The 13,873-nt window shown below is 72.1% G+C and carries 12 protein-coding genes; 6 read left to right on the top strand and 6 right to left on the bottom strand.

The features are described 5' to 3' along the window. Window positions 1–69: 69 nt before the first annotated feature. The 4 genes from CG719_RS17145 to CG719_RS17160 all read right to left on the bottom strand — a co-directional run bounded on the left by CG719_RS17145 (window position 70) and on the right by CG719_RS17160 (window position 6,017). Window positions 70–2,133, bottom strand: coding sequence for a TerD family protein (locus tag CG719_RS17145; protein WP_100569521.1), 2,064 nt, complete (start codon window positions 2,131–2,133; stop codon window positions 70–72). Between the two features lie 82 nt (window positions 2,134–2,215). Then, window positions 2,216–2,794, bottom strand: a complete 579-nt coding sequence (locus tag CG719_RS17150) for a TerD family protein (RefSeq protein ID WP_100569522.1) — start codon at window positions 2,792–2,794, stop codon at window positions 2,216–2,218. A gap of 129 nt (window positions 2,795–2,923) precedes the next feature. Further along, entirely contained in the window at window positions 2,924–5,098 is a 2,175-nt protein-coding gene (gene uvrB, locus CG719_RS17155) for an excinuclease ABC subunit UvrB (RefSeq protein ID WP_100569523.1), read from the bottom strand. 40 nt (window positions 5,099–5,138) lie between these two features. Further along, the gene (locus tag CG719_RS17160) at window positions 5,139–6,017 is read right to left on the bottom strand and encodes an MHYT domain-containing protein (protein WP_100569524.1); all 879 of its coding nucleotides are present in this window, start codon (window positions 6,015–6,017) and stop codon (window positions 5,139–5,141) included. A 282-nt stretch (window positions 6,018–6,299) separates the two neighbouring features. Here CG719_RS17160 and CG719_RS17165 point away from each other — a divergent pair, with 282 nt between their 5' ends. The 4 genes from CG719_RS17165 (at window position 6,300) to CG719_RS17180 (ending at window position 9,774) form a co-directional block, all read left to right on the top strand. Continuing rightward, complete coding sequence (locus CG719_RS17165; RefSeq protein ID WP_100569525.1) at window positions 6,300–7,178, top strand: glycerophosphodiester phosphodiesterase; 879 nt, start codon at window positions 6,300–6,302, stop codon at window positions 7,176–7,178. Between the two features lie 56 nt (window positions 7,179–7,234). Beyond that, the gene (locus CG719_RS17170) at window positions 7,235–7,810 is read left to right on the top strand and encodes a methylated-DNA--[protein]-cysteine S-methyltransferase (RefSeq protein ID WP_100569526.1); all 576 of its coding nucleotides are present in this window, start codon (window positions 7,235–7,237) and stop codon (window positions 7,808–7,810) included. 126 nt (window positions 7,811–7,936) lie between these two features. After that, the gene (locus CG719_RS17175) at window positions 7,937–8,842 is read left to right on the top strand and encodes a pseudouridine-5'-phosphate glycosidase (RefSeq protein ID WP_100569527.1); all 906 of its coding nucleotides are present in this window, start codon (window positions 7,937–7,939) and stop codon (window positions 8,840–8,842) included. Continuing rightward, on the top strand, window positions 8,827–9,774 hold the full coding sequence (locus tag CG719_RS17180; protein WP_100569528.1) for a carbohydrate kinase family protein: 948 nt from the start codon (window positions 8,827–8,829) through the stop codon (window positions 9,772–9,774). Before CG719_RS17175 ends, CG719_RS17180 begins: the two co-directional genes overlap by 16 nt. A 51-nt stretch (window positions 9,775–9,825) precedes the next feature. On the opposite strand, the gene CG719_RS17185 is transcribed toward CG719_RS17180, so the two are convergent. After that, window positions 9,826–10,728, bottom strand: coding sequence for a methyltransferase domain-containing protein (locus tag CG719_RS17185; RefSeq protein WP_100569529.1), 903 nt, complete (start codon window positions 10,726–10,728; stop codon window positions 9,826–9,828). Window positions 10,729–10,899: 171 nt separating this feature from the next. Between CG719_RS17185 and CG719_RS17190 the strand changes: the two genes are divergently transcribed. Further along, the gene (locus CG719_RS17190; RefSeq protein WP_100569530.1) at window positions 10,900–11,991 is read left to right on the top strand and encodes a magnesium and cobalt transport protein CorA; all 1,092 of its coding nucleotides are present in this window, start codon (window positions 10,900–10,902) and stop codon (window positions 11,989–11,991) included. An 18-nt stretch (window positions 11,992–12,009) separates the two neighbouring features. Here CG719_RS17190 and CG719_RS17195 read toward each other — a convergent pair whose 3' ends face one another. Further along, entirely contained in the window at window positions 12,010–12,642 is a 633-nt protein-coding gene (locus tag CG719_RS17195) for a uridine kinase (RefSeq protein ID WP_100569531.1), read from the bottom strand. Between the two features lie 113 nt (window positions 12,643–12,755). Here CG719_RS17195 and CG719_RS17200 point away from each other — a divergent pair, with 113 nt between their 5' ends. Next, entirely contained in the window at window positions 12,756–13,448 is a 693-nt protein-coding gene (locus tag CG719_RS17200; RefSeq protein ID WP_100569532.1) for a DUF2293 domain-containing protein, read from the top strand. Window positions 13,449–13,873: the final 425 nt, after the last annotated feature.

A 13,873-nucleotide genomic window follows, 5' to 3' on the forward strand; every position in this document is an offset into this window, starting at 1 on the left:
GAGTTTACGATTCCTTGGGGATGGGTGGTCCGGGGCGCTACCCAGGTCCAGCGGTTCCAGTCGCGCGGCTCAGCGGTTCCAGTCGCGACGGGCCGCCGCGACCTCGGTGAGCACCAGCTGAAGCACCTGGCTGCCCGACGGCACCACCGGCGGTTCGTACGTCCAGGCGTGTCCGACCCAGGGGTCGGCGAGGTGATCGTCGGGCACCGGGGTCAGTCGCAACAGCGAACGCCACAGAGGGTCGAGCAACGGGCCGTAGGCGGCGGCGTCCTCGCGGTCGGCGACCATCATCAGGTGGACGCCCACGGCCGGGCCCTCGTCGGCGAGGTAGCGCAGCTGGGTCACGGCGCGGTCGTCGAACCCGTGCGGGAAGTCGTTGACGATCAGCAGCTGTTCGCCGGCGTCGAAGCCGGGCGGCAGCGCGTCCGGCGCGCCCCCGCGCACGGCCATCTGCACCAGGTCGACCCGCTCCGTGAGCCGACTCAGGACATCCGCGACCCCGGCCGCGCCGGCCGCGGGCGGTCCCGCGAGCACGCCCGTGCGCACCAGGGGCGCGAGTGCCTGTGCCCCGGATCCGGCCGGGTCGACGACATGGACGCCGAACTCGCCCGGCGGGTGCACGGCGATCAGCCGGGCCGCGTGCGCCACGGCCGCCTCCATCGCCAGGCGGCGCCGTTCGCCCGCGTCGGCGAAGGAGTCGTCGGGGGACGCCCAGCGGCCGCTGTCGATCCACAGGCCGCGCTCCAGCGGCAGCCGGATCAGCATGGGAATGCGCAGGGACGGGTCCTCGGGCAGGTGGAGGTCGCCGAGACGGACCGCCATGGGGTTCTCCATCGGCACGCGGAAGCCGTGCCAGACCGGGTTGTCCCAGCGGGCGTACGCCGCCGGCAGGGCCGGCTCGACGACCTCGGACTCGACGGTGAGCTGGGCCAGGTCTCTGTCGAGCGCCGCTCTGGCCTGGTCGACGAGCTGCGTGTGCTTGGCGCGGGCCGCCTCCCGGGCGTCGTCGCCCTGACCGCCGATGCGGCTGCGTGGGTCGGACAGGGCCTGGTCCAGCTCCTTGTCCATGCGTGAGTCGGCGAAGTCGACGGCGCTGCGGTAGGCGGCCGTGGTGCGGGCCAGGTCCTCGAACATCCCCCAGACCTGGTTGTAGAGCCGCTCGTCCATCGACCACCCGGTCGCGTCCCCCGCGACGGGCCGCGCGGGCTGCCCGTCGTGGCCGACAGGCGCGGCGCCCGCGGCCGTCGGCGCCGCGGGATGTCCGGATGGGGACGGGGATGCGGGCTGTCCGGAAGCGGCTGGGGGTGGGGGTGCCGGCTGTCGCCGCGGGTGCCGGTAGTCGATGGTTCTGCCCGCGGGCGGAGGGGGCGGTGATCCGGCCGCCGGGGTCGCTCCTCCGGATCCCATCGAACTCGCGGGCTGCTGCACCGCGGGTCCGGCAGTCCCGGAGACCTGTCCCTCAGGGGAGCAGCCCTCGTGGGGGGAAACGGCAGCAGCCGGGTCCGGCCGGGGCGGCGCCGGGGCCTGGTGCGAACGGACGTCGTCCGTCGTGCGGGACGGGGGTGGCGCCACCGAGCGGGCCAGCCCCTGGGCCACCGCCTCCTCGGCGGCGGCGGCCAGTTCACCGGCCTCGGCCAGCCCCAGGTCGGTGAGGAGTGCGGTGAGGCCACCCGCGTAGCCCTGGCCGACGGCGCGCACTTTCCAGGCGCCCTGGCGGCGGTACAGCTCCAGGGCGATCACGGCGGACTCCGCGTCCAGGCCGATGATCGTGTAACTGACGAGCTCGGTGCCGTCCAGGCCGGTGACCGCGACGAAGGGGGCGGCGACCGCACCGAACCGAGTCGGTCCTCCGCCCGCGGCGGGCAGAGCCAGCAGCACGTCGACGTGGTGCACCGCCTCGGGCATGGCACCGAGGTCGAGGGCGAGCCGGTGGTCGGCGGCGGCCTGGCGGGACACCTCCAGACCGGGCAGGACGGGCGCGCCGGGGTGCACCACCCACTCGGCGCTCCTCGCCCTGCCGCTGTCGTCGCTGAGAGTGGCCGCCGCCACGACCGGCCGGCCGGCCGAGATCCGGATCTCCAGGCGGACCTCGGAGAGCGGGTGGTTCTGCCCCCGCACCAGCTCGGCCGTCATCGCCCGCGTCCCCCTGTTGTCATATGCCGTGGTGCGCCACTCACCGGACCGCCCGGACTTCCGCCGGACCGCCCTGGCCGTTCTACAGGTGCGGCAGGATCGTCGGCATCAGGTCCTGGAACGTGCGGCCGTTGGCGGGGACGCCGAGGGCCGTCATCGTCCAGGCGCCGTTCACGCGGTGCACCTTCGCCATGATCTGGGCGGTGTAGTCGCCGCCACCCGCGAGGGTGTAGCGGGCGAGCTCCTGGCCGTTGGTCTCGTCGACCAGACGGCAGAACGCGTTCTGCACCTCCTGGAAGGTCTGGCCCGTGAAGGAGTTCACGGTGAAGACGATCTGGTCGATGTGGACCGGGACGCGCTGGAGGTCGACGAGGATCGACTCGTCGTCGCCGCCCTGGCCCGCGCCGCCGACCAGGTTGTCGCCGGTGTGGCGCACCGAACCGTCGTCGCTCACCAGGTGGCGGAAGAAGACGACGTCGACCGGCTGCTTCTCGGCGAAGAGCACGGCGGAGGCGTCGAGGTCGATCTCACGCGTGCGCGAGCCGAACAGGCCCCGGCGCGGAGCGGCCTGCCAGCCGAGACCCATACGGACCGCGGACAGGCTGCCCCCGTCGTTCTTCTGCAGACTGATGGCCTGACCCTTGGTCAAGTTGACGGTCACGGCTGATTCCCCTCTCCTACGCCCCTGTCGCCGCCGGTTCCGCGGCTGCCAAGAACCCTACGCAGAGGCACTGACATCGCCGCACACGGGTCCGCGCTTTGTGTCGGTCTTGCAACACAGCGCAGTCGGTCAGGACAGCCCCGCCTCGCGCATCTGGCGCAGCTCCTTCTTCATCTCCGCGACCTCGTCGCGCAACCGGGCCGCGACCTCGAACTGGAGGTCGGCGGCGGCGGCGCGCATCCGCTCCGTCATCTCCTCGATCTGCCCGGCGAGTTCGGCGGCGGGGCGGTCGGTGGGCACCGTCTCCTTCGCCTTGCCCCTGGCGGACTTCGCGGGCTTGGCGGATGTGGCCGACTTGGCGGCACCGGCGGCCTTGGCGCCGTTGTCACCGCGGGCCGGCACGGGGGTCTTCGCGCCCTTGCCGTCCTTCCCCTTGCGGTAGCCGGTGCCGAGCAGCTGTTCGGTGTCGACCTCCTCGCGGGCGATCTGCGCGACGATGTCGTTGATCTTCTTGCGCAGCGGCTGCGGGTCGATGCCGTTCGCCTTGTTGTACGCGATCTGCTTCTCCCGGCGGCGGTTGGTCTCCTCGATGGCCTTCTCCATCGCCGGGGTGATCTTGTCGGCGTACATGTGGACCTGGCCGGAGACATTGCGTGCGGCGCGCCCGATGGTCTGGATCAGCGAGGTGCCCGACCGCAGGAAGCCCTCCTTGTCGGCGTCGAGGATCGCCACCAGCGACACCTCGGGCAGGTCGAGGCCCTCACGCAGCAGGTTGATGCCGACCAGGACGTCGTACTCGCCGCTGCGTAGTTCGCGCAGCAGCTCGATCCGGCGCAGGGTGTCGACGTCGCTGTGCAGGTAGCGCACCTGGATGCCGAGTTCCAGGAAGTAGTCCGTCAGGTCCTCGGCCATCTTCTTGGTCAGCGTGGTGACCAGGACGCGCTCGTCCTTCTCCACGCGCCCGCGGATCTCGTGCACCAGGTCGTCGATCTGACCCTCGGTGGGCTTGACGACCACCTGCGGGTCGACCAGGCCGGTGGGGCGGATGATCTGCTCCACCTGACCGTCCGAGCGGGACAGCTCGTATGTGCCGGGGGTCGCCGACAGGTACACCGTCTGGCCGATGCGCTCCTGGAACTCCTCCCACTTCAGTGGCCGGTTGTCCAGGGCGGACGGAAGCCGGAAGCCGTGCTCGACGAGGGTGCGCTTGCGGGAGGCGTCGCCCTCGTACATCGCGCCGATCTGGGGCACGGTGACGTGCGACTCGTCGATGACGAGCAGGAAGTCGTCCGGGAAGTAGTCGAGCAGGGTGTTGGGCGGGGTGCCGGGCGCGCGGTCGTCGAAGTGCATCGAGTAGTTCTCCACGCCGGAGCACGTGCCGATCTGGCGGAGCATCTCGATGTCGTAGGTGGTGCGCATCCGCAGCCGCTGGGCCTCCAGCAGCTTGCCCTGCTTCTCCAGCTCGGCCAGGCGCTCCTCGAGTTCCTTCTCGATGCCGCTGACCGCCCGCTCCATGCGCTCGGGACCGGCGATGTAGTGCGAGGCCGGGAAGACGTACAGCTGCTGGTCGTCGCTGATGATCTCGCCGGTGAGGGGGTGCAGCGTCGACAGCGCCTCGATCTCGTCGCCGAACATCTCGATGCGGACGGCGAGCTCCTCGTAGACCGGGAAGATCTCGATGGTGTCGCCGCGCACCCGGAAGGTGCCGCGGGCGAAGGCCATGTCGTTGCGCGTGTACTGGATGTCCACGAAGCGGCGCAGCAGTTGGTCGCGGTCGATCTCGTCGCCGACCCGGAGGGGGACCATGCGGTCCACGTACTCCTGCGGGGTGCCCAGGCCGTAGATGCAGGAGACGGAGGCGACCACGACGACGTCGCGGCGGGTGAGCAGCGAGTTGGTCGCCGAGTGGCGCAGGCGCTCGACCTCCTCGTTGATCGAGGAGTCCTTCTCGATGTAGGTGTCCGACTGCGGGACGTAGGCCTCGGGCTGGTAGTAGTCGTAGTACGAGACGAAGTATTCGACCGCGTTGTTCGGCAGCAGCTCGCGGAACTCGTTGGCCAGCTGTGCGGCGAGCGTCTTGTTCGGCGCCATGACGAGGGTCGGGCGCTGAAGCTTCTCGATCATCCACGCGGTGGTGGCGGACTTGCCGGTGCCGGTCGCGCCGAGCAGGACGACGTCCGGCTCCCCCGCCTTGATGCGCTGGGCGAGTTCGGCGATGGCCTGCGGCTGGTCGCCGCTGGGCTGGTAGGGGCTGACGACCTCGAAGGGCGCCACCGTGCGTTCGATGTGAGAGACGGGCCGCATGACATCCACCGTACGACCCGCCACTGACAACGGGTTCTGATCAGCGGTTCTGCGGAGTGCGGGAGCGTTCGCGGACCGTCTCGCGGTCGGGGTCGCGGTGGGCGCGGACCGGGGAGCGGCGGGCGGAGTGGGCGACGAGTTCGCGCGCCGGGACGCCCGGCTTGTGCTCGACCGGGGTCCAGCCGGACCGGCCTGTGATCATCAGCGGGTCGAACAGTACGACGGCACCGGTGAGCACCAGGAAGACCAGCGGGCCGATCAGCATCGGCGTGAGCAGGGCCGCCGACGACTCGCCGCCGACGGCGCCGCCCGTGTCGTGCAGGTGGACGTCGAGGGCGGCCATGCTCGTGTAGTGCATGCCGACGCCGGCGAGTCCCATCACGAGGCCGGCGCCGACGCTCCAGAGGAACCCTTTCGCCCGTCCGGCGACCCAGAGGGACGCGGTCGCGGCGACGACGGCGATCAGCACGGAGGCCACGACGATGGGAATGTCGTAGTCGACGGTGCCGTCGAGCCGCATCCCGGCCATGCCCAGGTAGTGCATGCTGGCGACACCGAGGCCGGTGATCGTGCCACCGGTGAACAGGGCGGAGCCGGTCGCGCCCCGGTAGCCGACGATGAAGATCCCGATCCCCGTCATGACGATGGCGACGGCCAGACTCGCGTATGTCGTCGACCGGTCGTAGTCGATCGACACCTCTTCGACGGTGAAACCGGTCATCGCGACGAAGTGCATGGTCCAGATGCCCGACCCGACCGCCGCCGCCCCCAGGGCGAGCCAGCCCGGGCGCCAGGAGCGGGCGACGAGCAGGGCGCGGGTGGTGCAGCGCAGGCCGAGGGCCCCGCCGAGGCAGGCCATGAGACAGGCCACCAGTGGAGTGACGAGCCCGTAGCTGAATCCGTCGACGGTTCCGTGCATGCGGTCGCCCTTCCGCCTCTCGAGTCCCGGAAATCGTGAATGCCCCCGTCCCAGGACCGCCACGCGGTCAGGGTTGACGCTGAGAGTATGACTGCCACCGGAATGGCCGAACGACTTTCCGGCAAAGAAGCACGGCCTCGTCGCAGATGTGCGGCACCCGTGAGCGAGTTCGGCCGGATCCGTACGGCCTGTGATCCCACCCGTGGCCCATCTGCGGGCGCCTCGTTGACCCTGTGCTGTCAGTGTTGTGCTGTCCGTGGTCGTTCGTCGCGAGGAGTACGCATGCACGCGCGCGCAGTCGCCGCCCTGGCCACCGCTCTCGCGGCGGCCGCCGCCCTGCTCCTGCCCGTCTCGGGGGCACGGGCCGCCGACGCCCAACGACCGCAGCCCGTGGTCGTCGCCCACCGGGGCGCCTCCTCCCACGCCCCGGAGAACACGCTGCCCGCCGTCGACAAGGCGGCGGCGCTCGGCTTCTCCTGGGTGGAGAACGACGTGCAGCGCACCAAGGACGGCGAACTCGTGGTCGTCCATGACGCCACCTTGAAGCGGACGACCAACGTCGAGCGGCTCTTTCCCGGCCGGGCTCCCTGGAACGTGAAGGACTTCACCGCCGCCGAGATCGCCCGCCTGGACGCGGGCAGCTGGTTCTCCCCCGCGTTCACGGGCACGCGCGTGCCGACGCTCGACCAGTACATGCGCCGGCTCGAGCACAACCACGAGAAGCTGCTCCTGGAGATCAAGAACCCCGAGCTGTACCCCGGGATCGAGGTACAGATCCTCAAGGTGCTCGCCAACGACGGCTGGCTCGACCAGCGGCACCTGGCGAGCCGTCTGATCGTGCAGAGCTTCAGCGCCGACAGCGTACGGACCGTGCACGCGCTGAAGCCCGCCGTCCGGACCGCCCTCCTCGGCCGCCCGGACACGGCCGACCTGCACCGGTACGCGGCCTTCGTGGACCTGATCAACCCCTCGTACCGCTCGCTGTCGGCGGAGTACATGGCGGCCGTCCGCGCACACCGGGGACCGCACGGCGCCCCGATGGGGGTCTTTGCCTGGACGGTGGACGACGCCGCCGGCGCCCGGACCGTCGCCGGCTACGGCGTGGACGGCATCATCACGAACAAGCCGGAAGTGGTGCGCGCGGCGCTCACAACCGTCTGATCCCACGACTGCGCAGGTCAGCCGGCGTTGTCAGTGGTGGGCCGTACCGTAATCGCATGGACAGCCACGAGCGGGACGGGCAGCGGGTCGTGCAGGACGAACAGCGGGTCGTATGGGCCGTCGTCGGTACCGGCATCGGCCCGCTGCTGCTGGCAGCGACCCTCGAGGGCCTGGTCAACGTCGTCTTCCATGCCACCGACGCGGTACGGGAGCGTGCGCTGGCCAGGCTGGCGTCCCGGCTGGGCACCGAACCGGTCGAGGCGCCCGACTCCCCCTTGCTCACGGAGGCGATACGCCAGGTGCGGGCGTACTTCGCGGGCGAGCGGCAGGACTTCGAGCTGACGCTGGACTGGTCGCTGATCTCCGGCTTCAACCGGCAGGTGCTGCGCGAACTGGCGTCGGGTGTGCCGTACGGCTCGGTCGTCGGGTATGGCGATCTGGCCGACCGGGTGGGGCAGCCGGGTGCCGCCCAGGCGGTGGGGGCGGCGATGGGCGCCAATCCGCTGCCGGTGGTCGTGCCGTGCCATCGGGTCGTCGAGAGCGACGGGGGCATAGGCGGCTTCGGCGGCGGCCTGGAGGCCAAGCGCAGGCTGCTCGCGCTGGAAGGCGTGCTGCCCGAGCCGCTGTTCTGAGACGCCGGGCGCGACAAGCAGCGCGTGCGCTGGTCGTGGTGCCCTTAACTACCGGCCGCAGGGGTTTGACCCGGTACGGCACCCGCCAGAGATGAGGGGAGAGCCCGACAGACGGGAGGCAGGCACGTGCTGGTGGTGTCCGAAGAGGTACGGGAGGCGCTGGCGGCGCGTCGACCCGTGGTGGCCCTGGAGTCCACGATCATCGCCCATGGGCTGCCGCGCCCACGCAATCTCCAGGTGGCGCTCGAGTTGGAGGACGTGGTGCGGCAGGAGGGTGCCGTGCCCGCGACCATCGCGGTGCTGGACGGCCATCCCCATGTCGGCCTGGAAAAGGGGCAGTTGGAGCGGGTCGCGAACGAGGAGGGGATGCGCAAGCTCGGCCACCGCGACCTGCCGCTCGCGACGGCCGCGCGGGCGAGCGGGGCGACCACGGTGTCGGCGACGGCGCTGTTGGCCTCGCTGGCGGGCATCCGCGTGTTCGCCACGGGCGGGCTCGGCGGGGTGCACCGGGAGTGGACGGTGACGCAGGACGAGTCCGCCGACCTCGGGCTGCTGGCGCGCACGCGGATCACGGTCGTGTGCGCGGGGGTCAAGTCGATCCTGGACGTTCCGGCGACCTTGCAGCGGCTGGAGACGCTGGGGGTCGCGGTGGCCGGGTACCGCACGAACCGCTTCCCCGGCTTCTATCTTTCCGACTCCGGCCACCCGGTGGACTGGACGCTGCGGACGCCGGAGGACGTGGCCGAGGTCATGCGGGCACAGAACGCGCTGCGGGCGCCGGAGTCGGCGCTGATCGTCGCCAACCCCGTGACGCCTCAGGAGCAGTTGGACCCCGAACTGCACGCGCGGGTGCTCGCCGACGCGCTGCGCGCGTGCGCCGAGGAGGGCGTCACTGGGCAGGCGGTGACCCCGTTCCTGCTCGACTATCTGGTGCGGCACACCGACGGCGCCTCGCTGCGCGCCAACCTGGCGGCGGTGCGCGGCAATGTCCGGCTGGCGGCACTGATCGCGGCGGCGTGGGCCCTGCCGTGACGGCCGGCGGAGCGCTGCTGGTGGTCGGGGACGTCGTGACGGATGTCGTCGTACGGCATCGCGGGCCGCTCGCCACCGGCACCGACACCTCCGCCGCGGTCCGGCTGCTGCCGGGCGGGGCGGGGGCCAACGTGGCCTGCTGGGCGGTCCACAGCGGATGCCGGGAGGTCCGGCTGCTGGGGCGGGTGGGCGCGGAGTCGGCGGGCTGGCACGAACGGGCGCTGATCGCCTCGGGGGTGCGTCCCCACCTGGTGGTCGATCCCGGGGCGCCGACCGGGACGGTGGTCTGCCTCGTCGACTCCTCGGCGGCGGCCGAGCGCACGTTCCTCACGGACAGCGGGGCGTCGCTTCGCCTGGAGGCGGGCGACTGGTCCGACCCACTGCTCGACGGGGTGGACCGGCTGCATCTGTCGGGCTACCTGCTGTTCTCCGGAACGGGCCGGGCACTGGTGGCGCGGGCCGTCACGGCGGCCCGCGCGCGTGGTGTGCCGGTGAGCCTGGATCCCGCGTCGGCCGGATTCCTCGTCACGCTGGGCGTGGACCGGTTCCTCGCGCTCGTGGAGGGGGTGGACCTCCTGTTGCCGAGCCGCGACGAGGCCTGCCTGCTGACTGGCCTGCCCGACCCGGCGGACGCGGCGGCCGAGCTGAGCCGCCACGTGCCGCTGGTGGTCATGAAGCAGGGCGCCGCCGGAGCGCGGGTGGCGTGGACGGGCGCCGTCCGCGCCCACGTACCCGCGGTGCCGGCCACCGCGAGGGACACCACCGGCGCGGGTGACGCCTTCACCGGCGCGTTCCTCGCCGCCCTGCTGGCCGGCGCCACCCCCGAGACGGCGGCGGCCCGGGGCTGCGGGGCGGGCGCGCTCGCGGTGGCGCGGGTGGGCGCGAGGCCTCCGAGAGCCCGGTGCTCCTCCGAGGTTTTCCGAGCCCTGTGACCTTTCGAGGCCTTCAGCACCGGTGGCCTTCCGGTCGGCGGTCCCGAGGTGCTACGGCTTGGTGCCCCAAGCGGAGATCATCGGCGCCGTGGTCAGGTCCATGGTGCCGGAGGCCACGTTGGCCAGGTGCTGGTCGATCTCCTCGTCGGTGGCCAGGCCCGCGGCGACGAGGCGGGCGCGGATCTGCCGGACCGTGGCGGACTCCAGGACGGTGCAGGCCGGGGAGGTGACCGGGAAGTAGGCGTCGGCCTCCACCTGGTGGAGACCGGCCTCGCGCAGCAGGCGCGGGAGTCTGCGGCCGTAGGACAGGTCGGCGCCGCGGTCGGCCAGCAGGCGGCGGAAGCCGTGGCGCAGCCGGTTGGCCAGTTCCTCCGCGGGGCCGTGCTCGTCCGGGCAGAGCAGGGGCTGGAGGGCGGGGTCGGCGTCCTCCAGCAGCAGCCGTCCGCCGGGGCGCAGGGCCTTGATCATGGACCGCAGTGCCCGTTCCCGGTCCGGCACGTGAACAAGGACGAGCCGGGCGTGGACGAGGTCGAAGCCCTCCCCCGGCGGCTCCTCGGCGCCCACGTCGTGGACCCTGACCTCCACCGGCGGGCGGGCGGCCCCGGCGATCAGCGAGGTGTCGATGTCGGTCGCGACGACCGTGCCGGTGGGGCCGACCCGCTCGGCCAGCCAGGAGACGACGGAGGTGCCGCCGGCGCCGACCTCCCAGCAGCGCCACCCGGGTCCGACACCGAGTCCTTCGAGGTGGCGGAACGTCGTGGGGTCGAAGAGGGCCGCGAAGGCGTCGAAGCGCTCGCCCGCCTCGGTCTGCCGGTTGGCGAGCAGATATCCACCGCCGTCCCTGCCCTCGCGACGGCCCCCGTCCTGGCTCTCGTTCCGGCCTCCGCGCCCGTCCTTGCCGTGGTCGGTGTCCGTGCCCGAAGGCCCGTCCGCTTGCCCGTCGCTGTACCTCATACCGCGATCATCCCAGCCGCCTTTGACGCCCGCCGCCTTTGACGCCCGCCGCGTTTGTCCACAGGCGGGAACAAAGCGGAACGTGCGGTTTCCACAGGCTTGCCCGGTCCTCACGTGAGCCTGGCAGACTGGCTCGACCAGGCGGCAAAAGGTGCACGCGAGGAGATCCGGATGTCCATGGCGGGGAATCTGCGGAAGGTGGCTCGGCTGGCCCGAGGGCGGCGCCGGGTCGACCTGAGCCATCCCGCCCGGTCCCCGCTGGGCTCCTCCGTGGTGAACTGCGTGGCCTACCAGGACGGCGAGCGGGTCCCGGACGCCGGCGATCTGGTGGAGGCCGTGACGCGGGTGCGCAAGGCCCGTGACGGTTTCGTCTGGCTGGGGCTGCACGAGCCGACGGACGAGGAGTTCGCGGGCATCGCGGACCTCTTCGACCTGCACCCGCTGGCGGTGGAGGACACGGTCAAGGCGCATCAGCGCCCGAAGGTGGAGCGGTACGGCGAGACGCTGTTCGCGGTGTTCAAGACGGTCTGCTACCTCGAGCACGAGAAGCTGACGGCGACGAGCGAGGTGGTGAGCACCGGCGAGATCATGGTGTTCACCGGGCAGGACTTCGTGATCACCGTGCGGCACGGCCGGCACGGCTCACTCGGTCCGCTGCGCGAGGAGCTGGAGTCCGATCCGGTGCAGCTCGCCAAGGGGCCGGCGGCGGTGCTGCACGCGATCGCGGACCACGTGGTCGACGACTATCTGAGCGTCACCGGCTCGTTCCAGGAGGACATCGACGAGGTGGAGACCGAGGTGTTCGCGGAGGACGGCGAGCGTGTCGATCCGGGGCGGATCTACCAGCTCAAGCGGGAGCTGCTGGAACTGAAGCGGGCCGTCGTGCCGCTGGGTCGCCCGCTGGAGGAGCTCTCCGCCCGGCCGATGCGGGTGGTCGGCCCGGAGATACAGGCGTACTTCCGGGACGTCCTCGACCATCAGACGCGGGCCAAGGAGCAGATCGCCGCCTTCGACGAACTGCTGAACTCGATTCTCCAGGCCCACCTCGCACAGGTGACGGTGGCGCAGAACGAGGACATGCGCAAGATCACGGCCTGGGCCGCGGTGATCGCCGTGCCGACCATGGTGTGCGGGGTGTACGGCATGAACTTCGAGGTGATGCCGGAGCTCCACTGGCGGTACGGCTATCCGCTGGTCATCTGCCTGATATCCACCATCTGTCTGTCGCTGTACCGCGGCTTCCGCCGCAACGGCTGGCTCTGACTCCGGGTGGCGCCGGGCTCAGCCGTTCCAGGCCGGGTGCCGGAGGTCGTCGGCGCGTACCAGGACGTCGGCGGTGCGGGCCGGGTCGGTATCGGCGTCGTAGCGCTCGAAGGCGGGCAGCGTCCAGTGCTCGGCCTCCGGGGTACGGCGGCGCAGGGCGCCCGGGGAGAGGAGGAGATGGACGGTCAGGTCGAAGGGGAACCAGTGCCGCAGCAGGAGGGGGCCGTGCAGCAACAACAGGGCGCCGGGCGGGAGCCGGACGTAGTCGCTGCGGGTGGCGCGGTCGGTGACCGGGTCCCGCAGGTCGGGAAGCACGCGTCCGTCACCGCCGGGTTCGAGCGGGCCGAAGACCTCGCGCCACAGGGCGCCGGTGTCGAGCCAGCCGTTGTAGTAGGACTCCTCGTCCCGGTGGCCGTGCTCCAGGCGGAGGGAGGCCGGGCGCAGGAAGCCCTCGGTGCCCACCACCACCGCGGGGCGGCCGAGCGGCCGCAGTGCCTCGGCGACGCGGTGGGCCAGGTCGCCCGGGAGGGCGGCGGGGGCGCCGTCGAAGGCGATGCGCGGCCAGGGGCTGCCGTCGGCGGGCTCCAGGTCGAGCAGGCGCTCCGCGAGGAGGTCTCCGAGCCGTTCCCAGGTGATCGCTTGAAGTCGCACACGCCCATGATGCGCCAGGCTGAAAGCGGGGTACGGCGGGAGGGGCGTCCGGACACGCGCCCGGGAATGTACGACGTATGGCCCCGCATACGGCCCCACATACGTCCTCACGTATGACCCCGCTGCCCGTGCCTCGGCCGTCCGACGGGCTTCTCGTCGTCCAGCCGGTGCGCCGCAAGCACTGCGCCGCGTGCCGGCGCGGCCCGCTGCCGCTGCTCGTGCTGGAGGAGGGGGTGCCGCGGTGCCTGGACTGCGCCGACCTCGGGCACCTGGTCTTCCTGCCGCGGGGCGACACCGCGCTGACGCGCCGGTCGCGGGAGGAGAGCGCGCTGTCGGCGGTGGTCGTGCGGTTCAACCGGCGCAGGAGCCGTTACGAGCGGCAGGGCGTCCTCGTCGAGGAGGCGGCGCTGGCCCGCGCGGAGCAACGGTGTCTGGCAGACGCCGAGGCCCGGCGCCGTCGTCGGGCGCGCGACGCTCGGCGGCGCGCGGCCGAGGACATACGCGTCACGGACGCGTTCGCGGCGGAGGTCCTGCGGCTCTTTCCCGCCTGCCCGCCGGACCGCGCGCGGGCCGTGGCCGCGCATGCCTCTCTGCGCGGCAGTGGACGGGTCGGCCGCAGCGCGTCGGGGCGCGCCCTGTCCGAGGCCGCGGTCACCTCGGCGGTCACGGCCTCCGTGCGCCACCTGGACACGCCCTACGACCGGCTGCTGATGAGCGGGGTGGCTCGGCCCGAGGCCCGGCGGCGGATCAGGCCCGCCGTGAACTCAGTACTGCGGGCCTGGCGGGAGCCTGAACCGCACGCTTAGCCCGCGCTTAGCCCCACCCGAGCCGACGGCTCCGCGCGTGCCGCACGACGGACGCCTCTGGCGGCGGACGCACCGCATCACGGACCTCCCCGGCCGCGCGTACCGCACCACATACGTGCCCCGCCCGCGCACACCGCACCACATACGTGCCCGCCCCGCGCGCGCCGCGCCATGGACGACCTGCCGGGCACACCCGCCGCACACACCCGCCGGACGCACCCGGCTCCGGGCACCCCGCCGCCCCCGGGATATCGGGCTCTGCGCCTGGTGGGCGGCGGACGTATCGTGGCCGGAAAGAGCTGGTGCCCGAGGCAAGGGGGACGGCCATGGCCGATCCCAAGGGTTTCATGACCACACCCCGCCAGGAATGGCCTCGCAGGCCGGTCGAGGAGCGGGTACGGGACTGGCACGAGGTGTACGTGCCG

Source organism: Streptomyces sp. CB01373 (genome assembly GCF_002803075.1).
Taxonomy (GTDB): domain Bacteria; phylum Actinomycetota; class Actinomycetes; order Streptomycetales; family Streptomycetaceae; genus Streptomyces.